An 18,141-nucleotide genomic window follows, 5' to 3' on the forward strand; every position below is an offset into this window, starting at 1 on the left:
ACTAATCACCTCGCAGTTGTTCGTTCATGATCAGGAAGGCGCCCAGGCCGTGGAAGTCGTTCACGGCCCGGGTGCGGGCGACGTAGTACGCGTAGTCGCCGACGTTGGTGCCGACGGAGATGTCGCTCAGGTCGGTGCGGCCGTCGGCGCCGACCGAGAGGCGCGCGAGGACGCCCTCGTAGCCGCGCCGGGCGACGTCGGCGTAGTGCCGGTCCAGGTAGCCCTGCTGGGCGCCGCGCGAGAGGGCGTAGGTGAACATGCTGGAGCAGGACGTCTCGGTCCAGTTGTCGCTGCGGGCGCCCTTGTCGACGACCTGGAACCAGCGACCGGTGGCCGGGTCCTGGTACTTCTCCAGTCCGGCCGCCAACCGGCGGAAGATGGCGAGGAGTTGGGGCCGTCGCGGGTGATCGGCGGGAAGTGCGTCGAGGACGTTCGTGACGGCCATCGCGTACCAGCCGATCGCGCGGCACCAGTGTTCCGGCGCGAGTCCGGTGCCGGGGTCGGCCCAGCTCGCGGTGCGGGACTCGTCGTAGGCGTGCTTCAACAGGCCATTGGCGACCTGGAGATGACTGCCGTAGACGTACAGCTGCCGGGACGCCTCGTCGTCGGTGTACGCGCTGTCGCCGAACTCCTTGCCGTACTCGACGAGGAACGGGTTCACCATGTAGACGCCGTCCGCCCAGAGTTGATGGGCGCGGCTGCTGCTGTCGGCGTGCCAGAAGCCGCCGTCGCTCGTGCGCGGGTAGGTGTCGAGGCGGTCGCGGATCTTCTTGGCGGCCTTGCGGTAGCGGTCCTGGCCGGTCTCGTGATGGAGGATCACCAGAAGCCGGCCGGCCTGCATGCTGTCGAGGCTGTTGAAGGACTGGCCGATCGAGCCGTCGCTCTTCACGAAGCGGTCGACGTAGCTCTTGATGTAGGCCAGGTAGCGGGCGTCGTGGGTGCGTTGGTAGGTGAGGTACTGGCCGTAGAGGTAGAGGCCGACCGGGTACGACCAGCCGCCGATGGTGCTCGGCGTGTAGCGGGCCGTCGTGGAGTCGACGACGGCCACGGACCAGTCGGGCGCGGCGGCCGGCCGGGTCGCCGTCACCGCCGTCGCGAGCGGTGGGGCCGCTCCGGTCAGGGTGGCGGTGGCGAGGGCCGCGGCGGTCAGGGCCGTGCGCAGGCGTCGGCGTCTCATGGTCCTCCCTTTCATGGTCTACTGACCGACTGATCAGTCGGTGGGGGTGAAGAAGCACCCGCTCGCCGGCGTCGGCCGACGCCCCGTGCGCACCCGGGGTCGACGAGGCCTTCACCACACCCTTTCATCCGATGTTTCCCGCATACGATCTGCTGCCTACAGAAATCTGGACAGTGGTCTACTGCTGTGCGCATACCTGCTCTCCTGAGAAGTGGGGGTCTCGGAGTCCCAACAGGTGCAAACGTTCACATGGACGTATCGCGTTCACGGACACGTCCGGCGGCGTGTTTCAGGGTTGCGGCACGGCGGTCCGCGGTCAATGGTCCGGACCGAAAAAGGTCGGATGCATTTCTCGCCAATCTTCGACCGAGGGCGCCGATCCGGCGGTGGGTCCGGACGGATTTCGCGGTCAGGAATGCGACACGGGCCGTGATCGTTGACGATATGAGTACCACCCGACGACTGAAGGATCGAGAGCTCGTGAGCAGCAAGGTCCCCCCGATCATCCTCAACAACGGTGTCGAGATGCCCCAGCTGGGCTTCGGTGTCTGGCAGGTGCCGGACGACGAGGCGGAGCGGGCGGTCGCCACCGCGCTCGAGGCCGGGTACCGCAGCGTCGACACCGCTGCGATCTACGGCAACGAAGAGGGCACCGGAAAGGCCATCGCCGCGTCCGGCGTCCCGCGCGAGGACCTCTTCGTCACCACCAAGCTCTGGAACAGCGACCAGGGATACGACGAGACGCTGCGCGCCTTCGACGTGTCACTGGAGAAGCTCGGCCTGGAGTACCTCGACCTGTATCTGATCCACTGGCCGACCCCGGCCCGGGACAAGTACCTCGACAGCTACAAGGCGTTCGAGAAGCTGTACGCGGACGGCCGCGTACGGGCCATCGGCGTCTCCAACTTCGAGCCCGACCACCTCGCCCGGCTGATCGCGGAGACCTCGGTCATCCCCGCGGTCGACCAGATCGAGCTGCACCCGCAGTTGCAGCAGCTCGCGGCGCGCGAGTACCACGCGGAGCAGGGCATCGCGACCGAGGCATGGTCGCCGCTCGGCTCGGGCAAGGGGCTCCTGGAGGTCCCGGCGATCGTGGCCATCGCCCAGAAGCACGGCCGCACCCCGGCGCAGATCGTGCTGCGCTGGCACATCCAGCTGGGCAACGTGGTGATCCCCAAGTCCGTGACGCCGTCGCGGATCAAGGAGAACATCGAGGTCTTCGACTTCAGCCTCGACCCCGAGGACCTCGCGGCGATCAGCGCGCTGAACGAGGACCGGCGGCTGGGTCCGGACCCGTCGACGTTCAACGCGGCCTGATTCCAGGGCAGTTGGCCTGAACCCCGGGCGGCGCGAGCGCCCCGGAGCCCTACGGCTCCGGGGCGCTTCGTTATCCCCCACCGCCGGCCACTTGGTTCGTACCAGGGTCTTGACGCGGGCATGCGGAGGGGGCACCTTGTTGCGCACCTGGTAAGGAAACTTTCCTAACAGAAGGGTCCCCCACAGTGCGCATGCGAACACTGACCCTCGCCGCGGCCTCAGGTGCCGCCCTGCTCGCCGCCGGAGTGCTCCCCGCGAGCGCCTCCGGCGCCACCCCCAGGTCCGCCCAGGAGGGCTCGGTCAGCGCGGCCGACCTGCTCTCCAAGGTGACGTCCTGCTCGCAGATATCGAACGGCAAGTACCGCACCGACGACGAGACGTCGGCCACCGTCCCGGTGTGCGGCAAGAACGGCGCCGTGTTCTGGAAGGCCGACATGGACATCGACTGCGACGGCCAGCGGACCACGAAGTGCAATGAGAACGCCGACCCCTGGTACCAGGACGACACGGCGTTCCATCAGTCCAACGGCCAGCCCCTGAAGGCGGATTCACTCCCGTACATCGTGGTGCCCAGCTCCAGCAGCATCTGGAAGTACTCCAGCTACGGCATCAAGGGCGGGGGCGTGGTCGCCGTGATCTACAACAACAAGGTCGAGTACGCCGTCGTCGGCGACACCGGCCCCACCAACATCATCGGCGAGGCCTCGTACGCCACCGCCAAGGCCCTCGGCATCGACCCCGACCCGGCGACCGGCGGTGCCGACTCCGGCGTGACGTACATCCTGTTCAAGAACTCGACGGTGTCCCCCATCGAGAGCCACAGCGCGGCGGTCTCGCTGGGCGACCAGTTGGCGAAGCAGTTCCTCGCCAACAACTGAGCCGGGAGGGGAGAAGAGGCCCGTTGTCGCGAGCAGGGGCGGCAACGGGCCTCACCCGTAGGGAAGTTGGGCCGCCCCTGTCAGTTGGGCTGCCCGATCGGCCGTACGACGACGGTGTTGATGTCGACTCCGGCGGGCTGGCGGATCGACCACAGAATCGTGTCGGCGATCTGGTCGGCGGTGAGCAGATGACCGGGCGGCAGGCTGCCGTTGCCGTCCCAGAACGGGGTCTCCACCCGGCCGGGCGCGACCAGCGTCACGCCGATCCCGAACTCCGTGACCTGGCGCCGGGTGTTCTCGGCCAGGCCGGTCATCGCCCACTTGGTGGCGCCGTAGATGTTGCCGGGGGTGTGCACGAACCCGGCGACGCTGCCGATCAGCACGATCCGGCCGTGCGTCTGCTTCAGCGCGTCGACGGACGCCCGGATGAGCAGGGCGGGACCGAGGACGTTGGTCAGTACCATCTCGGTCCACCCGGCCGGGTCGCCGTCGGCCACCGCGTCGTGCGTGGCGACCCCGGCGTTGGCGACGACCGCGTCGAGCCGCCCGAAGCGTTTCAGGGTCGTCTCCACGGCGGCCTGCACCTCGTCGTACTCGGCGGCGCTGCCCGGTATCGTCAACAGGCCCTCGGGGTGCCCGAGTTGGGCGGCGAAGTCGTACAGTCGCTGCTCGCTGCGGCCGGTGACGGCCACCCGGCCCCCGGCACCGAGGAGTTGACGGGCGACGGCGGCGCCGATCCCGCTGCCGCCGCCGGTGATGAGCGCGACGTGAGAGTTGTCGTTCATGGTGATGGTCCCCCCGTGTTTCGGTGAACTCCGCGCAGTTGGAGGGGCAGTTCATCACCTTGAGCAGTCTCGAAGTCAAGCCGCCGAGATCACGGCCCCTGTCGGCCCGGCCGGACCACGGGTCTTCTCAGCCGGCCCGCACCGCCGTGTACACGGTGTGCGCGGCGAGCACGAACACATCGGCGCGCCGGTGCACGCTCGCCTCGTCCTGCGGGTCGACGAGCCGGCCGAGGGCGGCCCGGTCCTCGGCGTCCAGGGACTCGCCGTAGACGTCACGGACGCGGGTCAGCCAGGTGGCGACGTAGGCGCGGACGCGGTCGGAGGCCGGGGCGGGCAGGTCGAGGAGGAAGCTGCGGGTGGCGGTGTGCTTGAGGCCGACCGACTCCATCAGGGCGGGCCAGTCCTCGGTCTCGGTGACGGCGCCGGGCAGTTCCTCGCGCATCTGCGCGAACCACTCGGCCTCGATCGCGTCGATCCGCGCCTCCAGGCCCGGGCGGCCGATGCCGAAGTCGCGGGGCAGGAACCGGTAGGGCAGGCCGCCCTCCATGATCGCGAGGGTGCCGCCGGGCGCGAGCCGCTCAGCGAACGCGGCGAGACCACCGCGCTGGTCACCGAGGTGGTGCAGGCTGCGGCTCGCCCACAGCAGATCCGCCGGGTACTCCAACTCGCCCAGGACTTCGGGCAGTTCACCGGTGAGCGTGCTGAAGCGGTCACCGTAGCCCTGCCGGTCGGCGCGGGCGCGGGCCCGCTCCAAGAGGGGTTCCGAACCGTCCACGGCGACGACCCGGGCACCCGGGAACGTCTCCGCGAACAGACCCGCGACCACCCCGGGTCCACTGCCCACGTCGACGATCAGCCCCGGATCGGTCCGCTCCTTCGCGAGCCACGCCATGGCCCGCTCGTACAGCGGCGCGAACAGCTCCGCCTGGGTCTCCAGCAGGGGGCCCATGACGGCCCAGTCGAGCGCGGTGTGGTCGTGCTGCTGACGGCCCCCGCCGGGCTTCCGCGCCTGCCCGGGGCCGTGATCATGCCCGTGACCGTGCTGGTCGTCCTGCCGGTGCTCGTGGTCGTGCCTGTGCTCGTGCGCCATGGTGGTCAGCCTTTCGTCCGCGTGCCGTCAGCCTGCGCCGACGCACCGTGCGGCGGCCAGTCACGTTGCCGAAGCGGCAAAAAGTTGCGGCAAAAAGAGGCGTCGGAAATGGGGATGCGCGGGAGGTCACCGATCCCCGAGCATGCCGGTATGGACGACGCGATGGCGGAACGCTTCCTCGAGGACGGCTTCGTGAAGATCGAGGGCGCCTTCCCGCCCCGGGTGGCGGAGCACTGCGCGCGGCTGCTGTGGCGGGAGACGGGCTACGACGCGGAGGACCCCGGCACCTGGAAGGACCCCGTGGTGTGGGTGGGCGACATGGCCCAGGGACCGTTCGCCGCCTCCGTCAACTCGCCTGTGCTGCATGAGGCGTTCGACGTGCTGGTGGGCGCCGGGCGATGGCAGTCCCGGTACTCGGTGGGGAGTTTCCCGCTGCGTTTCCCGCACGCGACAAAACCGGACGACGCCGGCTGGCACATCGAGGGCAGCTACACGGCGGAGGGCGCGGAGCACGAGTGGCCGTACGCGAACCTGGTCTCGCGGGGCCGGGCGCTGCTGATGCTGATGCTCTACTCCGAGGTCACCGAGGAGGACGCCCCGACGCGCATCCGGGTCGGCTCCCACCTCGACGTGCCCCGCGTCCTGGAACCGTACGGCGCAAGGGGCGCCTCGTCGCTCACGCTCGGCCCGAAGGTGGCCGAGGCGTCCGCCGGGCGCCCCCTCACGCACGCCACCGGCAACCCCGGCGACGTCTACCTCTGTCACCCCTTCCTCGTCCACGCGGCCCAGCCCCACCACGGCACCCGCCCCCGCTTCATGGGCCAGCCACCCCTGATGCCGGCGGTCCCGTACGACCTGGACCGGCCCGACGGCGGCTATTCGGCGGTGGAGTCGGCGATACGCCGGGGCCTGTCCGCCACGGGCTGACCCCGCGCCCCTTCGTCCAGGGGCGCGGGGCTGTGCCTCTGTGTGCCTACAGCGGGGGGTACGCGTTGGCCATCAGCTGCTGGAACTGCGCGGAGAACCAGTGCCCGGACAACGGCGCGTTCGGCAACGCGCCCGACAGGTTGTTCCCGTTGCGCGCGTTCCCGGTGTACGTCGGGTCGCACATCCGGTCGAACCCCTTGCCCTCGTCATTGGCGATGGCCGTGCTGGACCCGTCCGACTCCCCCGGCGGCTTCATCCACACATACGCGTCGATCCCGGCGGCAGGAGCAGCCTGCGGCCGCTCGCCCAGACCCGCACCGGACTGGTTGCACCAGTTCCCGATGTGGATCCGCCGGTCGTACCGCCCGCCGTCCACGTACGTGTCCACGCTGGTGGTCGCACCCGGGCCGGCGGGACGGGCAGAGCCACCCCACCCGTTGCGCGATGTGTCGATCAGCATGCCGATACCGGAGTTGAAGCCCACCGACACCAACTCACTGCGGAATGCCTGGGCGTACGACAGCTCGTCCACGTAGCGGTTCCAGTCGACCCACTTGGACTGGCGCACGGAGACGCCGCCCACGCTGTCGTTGATGGTGAAGTTGTTCTCCTTCAGGGCGCTGTAGTTGGCCGTGTTGGTGATGAAGCCGGCCACGTCGTTGACGGTCGCGCCCTCGGCGTTCGCGGCCTGGTAGAAGAGGTTCGCGGAGGGGGCGAAGTTGTCGTCCCAGCCGAGCCAGCCGTGGTGTCCGGCGTCGATGTAGTTGTAGACGTTGGGGATCGCGCCGAGCTTGTGCAGCGCGTAGCCGACGCCCTTCACGTAGTTGCCGTTGGCGAGCATGGTGTCGCACTGCGGGGTGGCGGTGGCCTTGCTGCCGGTGTTGGTCACGAGGTTGGGCAGCGAGTCGATCTCGATCGTGGTGACGATCCGCAGCGAGGCGTACTTGCTGTCGGCGAGGATCGAGGCGATCGGGTCGATGAACTCGCTCTCGTAGCGGCCGATCTCGGTCGGGCCGAGTTCACCGTTGGAGGCGAGGGCCGAGCAGTCGCGCCCGGGGAGGTCGTAGACGACGAGCTGGATGACCTCTTCGCCGGTGCCCTTCTGGGCGAGGGCCGCGTCGAGGTGGTCGCGCAGGCCCATCCCGCCGTTGACGCCGTTGATCGCGGCGATGCGGTCGAGCCAGACGCCGGTGGGCTGGTTGGAGACCCGGCTGCCGCCGGTCTCGGCGGCGGCCTTCGCGGACCACTCCGGGTTCACGTACACCTTGGCGCCCGCGTACGGGTTGTCGACCCGCCCGCTGGGATCGGGGATGCCACCGCCGCCTCCCCCGCCGCTGCCGTCGTCGACGTTGCAGGTCACCCCGTCCAGGGTGAAGGTGGTCGGCAGCGCGTTGGTGCCGCTGTAGGAGGCGTTGAAGCCGAAGCTGACCGAACCCCCGGTCGCCAGGCTCCCGTTGTAGGTCTCGTTGGCCGCCGTGACGGCGGTCCCGCTCTGGCTGATCTTGGCGTTCCAGCCGCTGGTCACCTTCTGGTTGCCGGCGTACGACCACTTCGCGGCCCAACTGGACTTGGCGGCACCGTTGTTGGTGATCGTGACGGCGGCCGTGAAGCCGGTGTCCCACTGGTTCTGCACCTTGTAGTCGACGCTGCAAGGGATCGCGGCGATGCCGGCGTCCGCCGAGGGAGCGGCGGCGACCGCCGTCCCCGAGGCCCCGGCGACGAGCACCAAGGCAGCGAGCAACGCTGTTCTGGTACGGCTCATGAGTGCGGGTTTCCTTGTCTGTGAAGGAAGTTGACTGCGGTGCTGCGGTGTTCGATGTGCGCTGTTCGGTGTGCGGGGGCGCCTATCCGTCGAGGGCGCGCAGATGGTCGCGCAGCCCGATGCCGTACGCCGTCGGCGTACCGTCGTAGTCGGAGATCAGTGACGGACCCGCGGAACAGTCCCAGGTGTTCCAGGTCCAGCCGAGATACGAGAGCCCGCGGTCGTCGAACCACTTCATGACCTGGTCGACGAAGGCGTGCGAGCAGGTGTTCTCGCCGATCTCCCCTGCCACCAGCGGCACTTGGGCCGCGACGGGGGCGAGTGTGGTGTTCCAGCAGCTCTCGGTCGCGCAGGTGTTGAAGTTGTACACGTGGTACGCGGCGACGAGATTGCCGGTCGGATCAGTGGGTTTGTAGGTCAGCCACTGGCTGAGGTCGTTGGAGTACGCGAGTCCGCCGGCCATGATCACGTTGGTGGCGCCGGTGGACCGTACGGCGTCGACGAGATCCTGCATACCGGCGACCTCGTACCCGATGCCGGGGCAGCTGCCGCCGTCGCGCCAGCACTGCCACGCCTGGGTGGTGGTGGAGGTCGCGCGGTCCGGGTAGGGCTCGTTGAACAGGTCGAACACGACGGCCTTGTCACCCTTGAAGGTGGCGGCGACCGAGGACCAGAACGACGGGCTGTACTGCGCGTCCGGCATCGGCTTCTGGCAGGTGGCGTGCACGTCGGAGCAGCCCGCCGAGTTGCCGGTGTACTGGCCGTAGGTCCAGTGCAGATCGAGGATCGGGGTCATGCCGTGCGCCTCGGCCTTCGCCACCAGGTCCCTGACGGCGGCGATGTAGTTGGCGCCTCCGTACTCGGGCTTGATGTTCGAAAGCCCCAGCCAGCACTCCTCGTTGAGCGGAATGCGGACCGTGTTCGCCTTCCAGTCGGCGATCGCCGCGACGGCCGCGTCGTCCACCGGACCGTCCCAGATGCCGTAGCCCTGCACGCACATGAACTCGCCGCCGGAGCGATTGACGCCGAGCAGACGGCGGTTGGTGCCGTCGGCGTCCACGAGCCTGTTCCCGGAGACGTGCAGCGCGGGCGCGGTGCCGCCGGCCGGTGGTGAGGTCGGAGGCGGCGACGAGGGCGGCGTCGGCTCCGTATCGACGTTGCAGGTCGTGCCGTTGAGCTTGAACGCCGACGGCACGGCGTTGCTCCCCGCCCAGCCGGCGAGGAACCCGGCGCTGACGCTCGCGCCGGTGCCGAGGGTGCCGTTCCAGCTCTCGTTGGTCGCGGTGACCGTCGTGCCGGACTGGGACCACTTGGCGTTCCAGCCCTGGGTGACCTTCTGGCCGCCGGCGAAGTCGAAGCCGAGGCTCCAACTGCTCACCGGTGCCATGTTGTTGGTGATTCGCACTGCGCCTTGGAAGCCGGTGTCCCACTGGCTGGTGACCGAGTACTCCACCGTGCACGCGGGAGTGGCGCCCGACGCCGTGACCACCGGAACGACCAGTGCCCCGACAAGGGCGGTCGCGCCGGCCACGGCTAAAAGTACTGAACGCGGGGGGTGTCGCATGAGCGACTCCTTGCAGCTCGGGCGCGTCGCAAGGACGCGTCGACTGACGGAATCGCTCCCACTGGTGTCCAGGAAGGTAGCGCCAAGTGACGGTGAAGGACAGGGGAGTCACAGACTTTCGCTGACTTTCCCTCAACCCGCGCTCGTCGAATCTATTCGACCCCGTAAGCACCTTGACCGCTCACACCCCCGTCCCCACTATGGGAGCGCTCCCACTGGTTCAAGGCTTGTTGCTGCTCCGCCCCCACTTCTCCGAGCCGCAAGGAGGAACCAGCACATGCACCCCAGAAGGAGACGCCGCGTCACGCGGAGACTCTGGACCGCCCTCGTGGCGGCCCTCGCCCTTCCGTTGTCGCTGCTCGCGACCGGTACAACGCCCGCTCAGGCGGCGACAGTTCAGTGCAGCGTGGATTACCGGACGAACGACTGGGGCTCCGGCTTCACCGCGGATCTGACCCTCACCAACCGGGGCAGTGACGCGATCAACGGCTGGACCCTGACGTACGGCTACGCGGGCAACCAGAAGCTCAGCAACGGCTGGAACGGCACCTGGTCCCAGTCCGGCTCCACGGTCACCGTGACGAACGCGTCGTACAACGGGACGATCGCCGCGGGCGCCGCCGTCTCGACCGGCGCACAGTTCAGCTACAGCGGCACCAACACCGCGCCCACCTCGTTCGCGGTCAACGGCACCACCTGCGCCGGCGCGCACCAGCCGCCGATCACCGTGCTGACCAGCCCGAACGCGGGCGCGATCTACACGCAGGGAGCCGCGGTCCCGCTCGCGGCGACCGCGGCGGCGGCCGACAGCGCGACGATCAGCAAGGTGGAGTTCTACGACGACACCACGCTGCTCGGCACGGACACGACCTCGCCGTACTCTTTTTCGGCCTCCGGTTTGACCGTGGGCAGTCATTCGCTGGTGGCGAAGGCGTACGACAGTCTCGGCGCGTCCGGGGAGTCGGCTCCGGTCGGCATCACGGTGACGTCAGGGCCCGCGGTGGTCGCCTCACCGGCCCAACTCGGCGTCCAGCAGGGCGCGTCGGGCACCTTCGCGGTGTCGCTGTCCTCGCAGCCGGCGTCGAACGTGACGGTGACGACGGCGCGCGCGAGCGGCAACACGGGCCTGTCGGTCACCGGCGGCGCCTCGCTCACCTTCACGCCGTCGAACTGGAACACCGCGCAGATGGTGACCCTCACCGCCGACGCGTCGGGCACCGGTTCGGCGTCCTTCGAGTCGACGGCGACCGGGTTCACCAAGGCCACGGTCACGGCCACGGAGCTGGCGGCGGCGAACGCGTACGACGCCCGCTTCCTGGACCTGTACGGCAGGATCACCAACCCGGCGAACGGCTACTTCTCGCCCCAGGGCATCCCCTACCACTCGGTGGAGACCCTGATCGTCGAGGCGCCGGACCAGGGGCACGAGACCACGTCCGAGGCGTACAGCTATCTGCTGTGGCTCCAGGCGATGTACGGCAAGGTGACGGGCGACTGGTCGAAGTTCAACGGTGCCTGGGCTCTCATGGAGAAGTACATGATCCCGACCCACGCCGACCAGCCGACCAACTCCTTCTACAACGCGTCGAAGCCGGCGACGTACGCGCCCGAACTGGACACCCCGAACGAGTATCCGGCGAAGCTCGACACCTCGGTGCCGGTGGGATCGGACCCGATCGCCGGTGAACTGAAGACCGCGTACGGCACGGACGACGTCTACGGCATGCACTGGCTGGAGGACGTCGACAACACCTACGGCTACGGCGACACGCCGGGCGGCGGGTGCGAGGCCGGTCCGACGGCGAGCGGGCCGTCGTACATCAACACCTTCCAGCGCGGAGCGCAGGAGTCGGTGTGGGAGACGGTGCCGCAGCCGACCTGCGACGCCTTCAAGTACGGCGGCAAGAACGGGTACTTGGACCTCTTCACGGGTGACTCCTCGTACGCGAAGCAGTGGAAGTACACCGACGCTCCCGACGCCGACGCGCGGGCCGTGCAGGCCGCGTACTGGGCCGATGTGTGGGCCAAGGAGCAGGGCAAGGGCTCCGACGTCTCCACGACCGTCGGCAAGGCGGCGAAGATGGGCGACTATCTCCGGTACGCCATGTACGACAAGTACTTCAAGAAAATCGGCAACTGCGTCGGACCGTCGACCTGCCCGGCCGGGGCCGGCAAGGACGCCTCGGACTATCTGCTGTCCTGGTACTACGCGTGGGGCGGCGCCAATGACACCAGTGCGGGCTGGGCCTGGCGCATCGGGTCCAGCCATGTGCACGGGGGTTATCAGAACCCCTTGGCCGCCTACGCGTTGAGTTCGTACGCGGACCTGAAGCCCAAGTCCGCCACAGGCGTGGCGGATTGGAGCACCTCGCTGTCGCGGCAGCTGGAGTTCTACCGCTGGCTCCAGTCGAGCGAGGGCGCCATCGCCGGTGGGGCGACGAACAGTTGGCAGGGCCGGTACGCGAGTCCGCCGGCCGGGACGTCGACGTTCTACGGCATGTACTACGACCAGCAGCCCGTCTATCACGACCCGCCGTCCAACCAGTGGTTCGGGTTCCAGGCGTGGTCGATGGAGCGGGTCGCCGAGTACTACCAGCAGACGGGGAACGCGAGCGCGAAGGCGGTTCTCGACAAGTGGGTGGCGTGGGCGCTGTCCAAGACCACGGTCAATCCGGACGGGACGTATCTGATCCCCTCGACGTTGCAGTGGTCGGGGCAGCCGGACACGTGGAACGCGTCGAGTCCCGGTGCCAATGCGGGACTTCATGTCACCGTCGCCGACTACACCAATGACGTGGGAGTGGCCGCCGCGTACGCCAAGACGCTGACGTACTACGGCGCGAAGTCCGGAAACGCGGCCGCCAAGTCGACCGCGAAGGCGCTGCTCGACGGGATGTGGGGCAACTACCAGGACAGCCTGGGTGTCGCCGTTCCGGAGACTCGCGCGGACTACAACCGGTTCGACGACAGCGTGTATGTGCCGAGCGGGTTCAGCGGGACGATGCCGAACGGGGACGCGATCAACTCCGCTTCCACGTTCGCCTCGTTGCGGTCCTTCTACAAGAACGATCCGGCGTGGTCGAAGATCCAGAGTTATCTGGCGGGCGGGGCCGCGCCGGTCTTCACGTATCACCGGTTCTGGGCTCAGGCGGATGTCGCCTTGGCCATGGGGTCGTACGCGGAGCTTCTCGAATAACCCCGCCGGGTGCTCCGCGGGTTGGGTCGTTCTTTGACTGCGGGTCCGTTGTGGCTGGTCGCGCAGTTCCCCGCGCCCCTAGAAGACAGGGGCGTTGGACAGTGCCCTTTCTCGGAGAGTGCCCGAAGTTTCGCGTGCGTGGCCCCGTCACCTGACGGCGGGGCCTACCGGCCGGGCGGCCCCCACCCGCACTGGGGGTCGCCCGGCGCTTGTGCCGTGCATCCCTCTTCCCGAGAGGACCTCCCGTGCGAAGAACCCGAATTCTCACGGCCGTACTCGCCCTGGCCGCCGGGCTGTTGGTGGGTGGTCCGTCCGCCCTCGCCGCGAACGCGACCCCGGCCCCGAACGCGCCGAAGGTGACCGTCGCGGCCGACACCTACACATGGCACAACGCCCGGATCGACGGGGGCGGGTTCGTGCCCGGCATCGTGTTCAACCGGAAGGAGAAGAACCTGGCCTACGCCCGGACCGACATCGGCGGTGCCTATCGCTGGCAGCAGTCGACGAAGACGTGGACGCCGTTGCTGGACTCGGTCGGGTGGGACGAGTGGGGGCACACCGGGGTGGTGAGTCTGGCGTCGGACCCGGTCGATCCGGACAAGGTGTACGCGGCGGTCGGGACGTACACGAACAGCTGGGACCCGACGAACGGTGCCGTGCTCAGGTCGGCCGACCGGGGCGGGAGCTGGCAGCAGACGGACCTGCCGTTCAAGCTCGGCGGGAACATGCCGGGGCGCGGCATGGGTGAGCGGCTGGCCGTCGATCCCAACAAGGACAGCGTGCTGTATCTGGGGGCGCCGAGCGGGAAGGGGTTGTGGCGGTCCACGGACTCCGGGGTCACCTGGTCGCAGGTGACGAACTTCCCGAACGTCGGCAATTACGTGCAGGACCCGACCGACACGAGCGGCTACGCCGGCGACAACCAGGGCATCGTGTGGGTCACCTTCGACGAGTCGACGGGTACGGCCGGCACCGCGACCAAAACGATCTACGTGGGTGTCGCCGACCAGGCCAACGCCGTGTACCGGTCGACGGACGCGGGCGCGACCTGGAGCCGGGTGGCCGGGCAGCCGACGGGGTATCTGGCGCACAAGGGCGTACTGGATGCGGTCAACGGCTATCTGTACATCGCCTACAGCGACAAGGGCGGGCCGTACGACGGCGGCAAGGGGCAGGTGTGGCGGTACGCGACCGCGACCGGCACCTGGAAGGACATCAGCCCGGTCGCGGAGGCGGACACCTACTACGGCTTCAGCGGGCTGACCGTGGACCGGCAGCATCCCGGCACCGTGATGGCGACGGCGTCCAGCTCATGGTGGCCGGACACGCAGATCTTCCGCTCCACGGACAGCGGCGGCACCTGGACGAAGGCATGGGACTACACGTCGTATCCCAACCGCGCGAACCGCTACACCATGGACGTGTCGTCCTCGCCCTGGCTGACCTTCGGCGCGAACCCGGCGCCACCCGAACAGGCCCCGAAACTGGGCTGGATGACCGAGTCGCTGGAGATCGACCCGTTCGACTCGAACCGGATGATGTACGGGACGGGGGCGACGCTCTACGGCACGGAGAACCTGACGAACTGGGACAGCGGTGGCCAGTTCACCGTGAAGCCGATGGTCCAGGGGCTGGAGGAGACCTCCGTCAACGACCTCGCCGCTCCCCCGTCCGGCGGGGCCCAACTCCTCAGCGCCCTGGGCGACATCGGCGGGTTCCGGCACACCGATCCGACCAAGGTCCCCGCGATGATGTTCACTTCGCCGACCTTCACGACGACCACGAGCCTCGACTTCGCGGAGACCAGCCCCGACACCGTGGTCCGGGTGGGCAATGCGGACTCCGGGGCGCACATCGCGTTCTCGACGGACAACGGCGCCAACTGGTTCGCGGGGACGGACCCTTCGGGCGTGAGCGGCGGCGGGACCGTGGCGGCCGCGTCGGACGGCAGCCGGTTCGTGTGGAGTCCGGCCGGCACCGGCGTGCGGTACACGACGGGTTTCGGCTCGTCCTGGTCGGCGTCGAGCGGTATCCCGGCGGGCGCCATCGTCGAGTCGGACCGGGCCGACGCGAAGACCTTCTACGGCTTCAAGTCCGGCACCTTCTACGTCAGTTCGGACGGCGGCGCGACCTTCACCGCGTCGACGGCGGCGGGCCTGCCCGCCGGTGACAGCGTGCGCTTCAAGGCGCTGCCCGGCACGAAGGGCGACGTGTGGCTGGCGGGCGGGGCGAGCGACGGGGCGTACGGGCTGTGGCACTCCACGGACTCCGGCGCCACCTTCACCAGGCTCACGAACGTCGACCAGGCCGACACCATCGGCTTCGGCAAGGCCGCGACCGGCGCCTCGTACCAGACGCTCTACACCAGCGCGAAGATCGGCGGCGTCCGCGGCATCTTCCGCTCGACCGACAAGGGCGCGAGCTGGACGCGGATCAACGACGCCGCGCACCAATGGGGTTGGACGGGGGCGGCCATCACCGGCGACCCGAGAATCTACGGCCGGGTGTACGTCTCGACGAACGGCCGCGGGATCGTCTACGGCGACTCCTCGGACGCCGGCGACGGAGGCAGCGGGGGCAGCGGGGGCGGCGGGGACGGCGGCACTCCGACACCCACGGGGGCCTGCACGGTGACGTACCGGATCACGAACCAGTGGTCGGGCGGCTTCCAGGCGGACGTACAGGTCACGAACACCGGCTCGACCGCGTGGAACGGCTGGTCACTTGGCTGGTCCTTCGCCGACGGTCAGCGGATCGGCCAGTTGTGGAACGCCGACTACACCCAGTCGGGCGCGACGGTGACGGCGAAGAACGTGAGCTGGAACGGCACGGTGGCGGCGGGGTCTTCGGTGGGCTTCGGATTCACCGGGAGCTGGGCAGGGACCAACACGAAGCCCGGGGCGTTCACGGTGGGCGGTCAGAGCTGCGCGGTCGTCTGAAGCGGCGGCACGGCAACGGCGTGGTGGGAGCAGGCGTTCTCGGTGGACGACGGGGCGAGCTGGGTGACCAACGGGACGAGGGGCTTCACCCGGCCGCCTGCTTCCTGAAGGCCAGGACCGTGAACTCCGGGTCCGCGCGCGGCCGTTCCTGGTCCGGGAGGGACTCCAGCCGGGCGGCGAACCGTTCGGTGAGCGGTTCGCCGGGCGGAAGCATCGTGAACCAGCCGCGCCGCAGATCCGCGACGGTGCTGCGCGGGCTGCGGCCCTGGCCGTGACCCCGGAAGCGGGCGGTGCCGGCGAGGTGGAGTCCGTACTCGGCGGCGTAGGTGCGGACGTGGTCGGGGCGGTCCTGGGCCGGGCGGCGGGGTCGGGGGGCCAGGAGATCGTCGATGTCGCTGCCGACGTCGTGGGCGGCGGCCTTGTCGACCGTGGTGACGTACACGCCGCCGGGGCGGAGGACCCGCGCGCACTCCGCGATGATCGCCCTGACGTCCGCCGGGCCCTCCGCCAGGTGCAGCAGCCATACGGTGGTCACCGCGTCGAACACCCCGTCCGGAAAGGGGAGTTGGCGGCTGTCCGCGAGGAGGATCGCGCCGGGTAAGCGGGTCGCCGCCGTGCGGGTCATGGCGGGGGCGGCGTCGAGACCCGTCACCCGCAGGCCGGGGCGGGCCGCGGCGATGCGGCGGGTGACGATGCCGGTGCCGCAGGCCACGTCGAGGAGGTGGTGTGCGGTGCGCGGGACCAGGCCGAGGACGGCTTCCGCGGCCGCGGCGGCCCGGGGCTCTCCGCCGCGGGTCTCGTCGTAGGCGTCGGCTTCCTTGTCGTAGTCGAGCACGCCTCTCCTTCCTGCCCTTCGCTGTCGTGGTCGAGCGCGTGTCCTTGACCTGCCCCCCGGCGCCGTCGTCGGGCTCAGCTCGCGCCGTGTCCCGGAGCCAAGTCCTCGACTCTGCGGGCGAGTTGGAAGTCCAGCTCGGTGATCGCGCCGCCCACGCTGTGCGTGTTCACCGTGAGGGAGACGGTGTTGTAGCCGAGGGTGAGGTCGGAGTGGTGGTCCAGTTCCTCCTGGACCTGGGCGATGTGAATGACCAGCGCGGTGGCCGCGAAGTGCGAGGCGAGGCGGTAGGTGCGGCTCAGGCGGTCGGCGTCGACGGACCAGCCCGGGAGGTCCGCCAGGCGGTCCTCGATCTCCTCCTGCGACAGCGGTGCGACGGGCATGGCCTCGCTCCTTCCTCAAGGTCGGGTCCGGGTCGGGCTTCGGATGGATCTTCACTCCAGCGTGACACAGGCGGCGCATCACGGGCGGGCTCGCTTCCCTGGTCGGAAGGGTGCCCGGAGGTCAGCCCGGTACGCACTCCGCCGCGAGGTCGTCGGCGAGGGCGGCGATCGTGGCGCGCCCCTCGACCGCCCGGACCCAGGTGTGCGGGAGGCCGTGGTCGCCGTAGCGGGTGCCGAGGAGGTTGCCGCAGAGGGAGCCGGTGGAGTCGCTGTCGCCGGAGTGGTTGACGGCGAGGAGCAGTGCGGCCTTGACGTCGCTCGCCGCGAGCGCGCTGTAGAGGCCGATCGCGAGGGCCTCCTCCGCGACCCAGCCCGCGCCGAGGGACTCGACCTTCTCGGCGGTGGGCGAGCCCTCGGCGGCCAGGTCGAGCGCCGCGCGGAGGGCGGCCGACGTCTCCTCGTGGCCGGGGTGGCGCTCCAGGAGTCGTAGCGCGCGCAGGGCCGCGCCCTCCAGGGACTCCCCCGCGACGAGGTGCGCGACGATGGCGGCCAGGGCGCCCGCCGCGTAGTAGCCGGTGGGGTGGCCGTGGGTGATCTGGGCGCCGCGGGCCGCCATGGCGAAGGCGCCGTCGGGGGTGTTGACCAGGCCGAAGGGGGCCGAGCGCATCACCGTGCCGCAGCCCTTGGAGTCGGGGTTGACGGGGCCGGGGCTGCCGTCGACGGGGGTCCACGGGTCGGGCGCGTACTTCTGGGCGACCTCGGACAGGCAGGCGTTGCCGGGGGCGCGGCGGGCGTGGAGCCAGGGCTCGGCGAGCAGGCCGGACGGGGCGCGGTCGGCCGGTGCGGGCCGGGACTGGGTCTCCAGCCACCGCTCGTAGGCCTCCAGCAGGAGCAGGGACCAGGCGCCGCCGATGCCCTTCTCCTGTTCGCGTGCGTGGGCCGTGATGAGGGCCTCGACGGTGAAGAGGGTCATCTGGGCGTCGTCGCTGATCAGGGCTACGGCGCCGGGCCCGCCGGGCGGGTGGCCCGTCACTCCGCGCGGCCCGTGGGTCGCGCGGATGCGGTCCAGGGAGGTGAACTCGATCGGGTAGCCGAGGGCGTCGCCGACCGCGCCGCCGAGGAGGCAGCCGCGGACCCTGGACCGGTACATCGCGGTGGCCTCCGCGCCGGAGTCCCTTCTGGCCTGCTCGTACGGGTTCCTCGCCTCGTCCACGTGCGCGCTCCTTCGACTACCGTCATGCGTATGACCATTGTCCCGACCGGCACCGACAGCGCCGCCGCCTCGGCAGGC

The 18,141-nt window shown here is 69.6% G+C and carries 13 protein-coding genes; 5 read left to right on the forward strand and 8 right to left on the reverse strand.

Features of this window, described 5'->3' with window-relative positions; all coding sequences use genetic code 11:
• Nucleotide 1: 1 nt before the first annotated feature.
• Complete coding sequence (locus ACIRB1_RS04135; RefSeq protein WP_403464488.1) at nt 2-1,177, reverse strand: glycoside hydrolase family 105 protein; 1,176 nt, start codon at nt 1,175-1,177, stop codon at nt 2-4.
• A 480-nt stretch (nt 1,178-1,657) separates the two neighbouring features.
• Here ACIRB1_RS04135 and ACIRB1_RS04140 point away from each other — a divergent pair, with 480 nt between their 5' ends.
• Together ACIRB1_RS04140 and ACIRB1_RS04145 are read left to right on the forward strand one after the other, a co-directional pair.
• On the forward strand, nt 1,658-2,494 hold the full coding sequence (locus tag ACIRB1_RS04140) for an aldo/keto reductase (RefSeq protein ID WP_352177518.1): 837 nt from the start codon (nt 1,658-1,660) through the stop codon (nt 2,492-2,494).
• A gap of 185 nt (nt 2,495-2,679) precedes the next feature.
• Nucleotides 2,680-3,372, forward strand: a complete 693-nt coding sequence (locus ACIRB1_RS04145; protein ID WP_403464489.1) for a glycoside hydrolase family 75 protein — start codon at nt 2,680-2,682, stop codon at nt 3,370-3,372.
• 80 nt (nt 3,373-3,452) lie between these two features.
• Here ACIRB1_RS04145 and ACIRB1_RS04150 read toward each other — a convergent pair whose 3' ends face one another.
• The gene (locus ACIRB1_RS04150) at nt 3,453-4,157 is read right to left on the reverse strand and encodes an SDR family oxidoreductase (protein ID WP_266774119.1); all 705 of its coding nucleotides are present in this window, start codon (nt 4,155-4,157) and stop codon (nt 3,453-3,455) included.
• A gap of 127 nt (nt 4,158-4,284) precedes the next feature.
• Complete coding sequence (locus ACIRB1_RS04155; protein WP_403464490.1) at nt 4,285-5,247, reverse strand: class I SAM-dependent methyltransferase; 963 nt, start codon at nt 5,245-5,247, stop codon at nt 4,285-4,287.
• Between the two features lie 150 nt (nt 5,248-5,397).
• Between ACIRB1_RS04155 and ACIRB1_RS04160 the strand changes: the two genes are divergently transcribed.
• Nucleotides 5,398-6,174, forward strand: coding sequence for a phytanoyl-CoA dioxygenase family protein (locus ACIRB1_RS04160; protein ID WP_352177522.1), 777 nt, complete (start codon nt 5,398-5,400; stop codon nt 6,172-6,174).
• Nucleotides 6,175-6,220: 46 nt separating this feature from the next.
• On the opposite strand, the gene ACIRB1_RS04165 is transcribed toward ACIRB1_RS04160, so the two are convergent.
• Entirely contained in the window at nt 6,221-7,936 is a 1,716-nt protein-coding gene (locus tag ACIRB1_RS04165) for a glycoside hydrolase family 6 protein (protein ID WP_403464491.1), read from the reverse strand.
• Between the two features lie 82 nt (nt 7,937-8,018).
• Nucleotides 8,019-9,500, reverse strand: coding sequence for a cellulase family glycosylhydrolase (locus ACIRB1_RS04170; protein WP_403464492.1), 1,482 nt, complete (start codon nt 9,498-9,500; stop codon nt 8,019-8,021).
• Nucleotides 9,501-9,777: 277 nt separating this feature from the next.
• Between ACIRB1_RS04170 and ACIRB1_RS04175 the strand changes: the two genes are divergently transcribed.
• Both ACIRB1_RS04175 and ACIRB1_RS04180 read left to right on the forward strand, forming a co-directional pair.
• Nucleotides 9,778-12,696, forward strand: coding sequence for a glycoside hydrolase family 48 protein (locus ACIRB1_RS04175; protein WP_403464493.1), 2,919 nt, complete (start codon nt 9,778-9,780; stop codon nt 12,694-12,696).
• Between the two features lie 245 nt (nt 12,697-12,941).
• Nucleotides 12,942-15,635 (forward strand): cellulose binding domain-containing protein, encoded by a 2,694-nt coding sequence (locus ACIRB1_RS04180; RefSeq protein WP_403464494.1) that lies wholly within the window; start codon nt 12,942-12,944, stop codon nt 15,633-15,635.
• 85 nt (nt 15,636-15,720) lie between these two features.
• Here ACIRB1_RS04180 and ACIRB1_RS04185 read toward each other — a convergent pair whose 3' ends face one another.
• The 3 genes from ACIRB1_RS04185 to ACIRB1_RS04195 all read right to left on the reverse strand — a co-directional run bounded on the left by ACIRB1_RS04185 (nt 15,721) and on the right by ACIRB1_RS04195 (nt 18,000).
• Nucleotides 15,721-16,470 (reverse strand): class I SAM-dependent methyltransferase, encoded by a 750-nt coding sequence (locus tag ACIRB1_RS04185; protein ID WP_403464495.1) that lies wholly within the window; start codon nt 16,468-16,470, stop codon nt 15,721-15,723.
• Nucleotides 16,471-16,544: 74 nt separating this feature from the next.
• Nucleotides 16,545-16,850, reverse strand: coding sequence for a 4a-hydroxytetrahydrobiopterin dehydratase (locus tag ACIRB1_RS04190; protein ID WP_352177528.1), 306 nt, complete (start codon nt 16,848-16,850; stop codon nt 16,545-16,547).
• A gap of 121 nt (nt 16,851-16,971) precedes the next feature.
• The gene (locus ACIRB1_RS04195) at nt 16,972-18,000 is read right to left on the reverse strand and encodes an ADP-ribosylglycohydrolase family protein (protein ID WP_403464898.1); all 1,029 of its coding nucleotides are present in this window, start codon (nt 17,998-18,000) and stop codon (nt 16,972-16,974) included.
• Nucleotides 18,001-18,141: the final 141 nt, after the last annotated feature.

This window comes from Streptomyces sp. NPDC096013 (assembly GCF_044763565.1).
Lineage (GTDB): Bacteria > Actinomycetota > Actinomycetes > Streptomycetales > Streptomycetaceae > Streptomyces.

What these genes read in the sequence shown, in the direction of transcription:
- ACIRB1_RS04135 (WP_403464488.1), bottom strand. Translation starts at nt 1,177, where the DNA reads ATGAGACGCCGACGCCTGCGCACGGCCCTGACCGCCGCGGCCCTCGCC.
- ACIRB1_RS04150 (WP_266774119.1), bottom strand. Translation starts at nt 4,157, where the DNA reads ATGAACGACAACTCTCACGTCGCGCTCATCACCGGCGGCGGCAGCGGG.
- ACIRB1_RS04155 (WP_403464490.1), bottom strand. Translation starts at nt 5,247, where the DNA reads ATGGCGCACGAGCACAGGCACGACCACGAGCACCGGCAGGACGACCAG.
- ACIRB1_RS04160 (WP_352177522.1), top strand. Translation starts at nt 5,398, where the DNA reads ATGGACGACGCGATGGCGGAACGCTTCCTCGAGGACGGCTTCGTGAAG.
- ACIRB1_RS04165 (WP_403464491.1), bottom strand. Translation starts at nt 7,936, where the DNA reads ATGAGCCGTACCAGAACAGCGTTGCTCGCTGCCTTGGTGCTCGTCGCC.
- ACIRB1_RS04170 (WP_403464492.1), bottom strand. Translation starts at nt 9,500, where the DNA reads ATGCGACACCCCCCGCGTTCAGTACTTTTAGCCGTGGCCGGCGCGACC.
- ACIRB1_RS04175 (WP_403464493.1), top strand. Translation starts at nt 9,778, where the DNA reads ATGCACCCCAGAAGGAGACGCCGCGTCACGCGGAGACTCTGGACCGCC.
- ACIRB1_RS04190 (WP_352177528.1), bottom strand. Translation starts at nt 16,850, where the DNA reads ATGCCCGTCGCACCGCTGTCGCAGGAGGAGATCGAGGACCGCCTGGCG.
- ACIRB1_RS04195 (WP_403464898.1), bottom strand. Translation starts at nt 18,000, where the DNA reads ATGTACCGGTCCAGGGTCCGCGGCTGCCTCCTCGGCGGCGCGGTCGGC.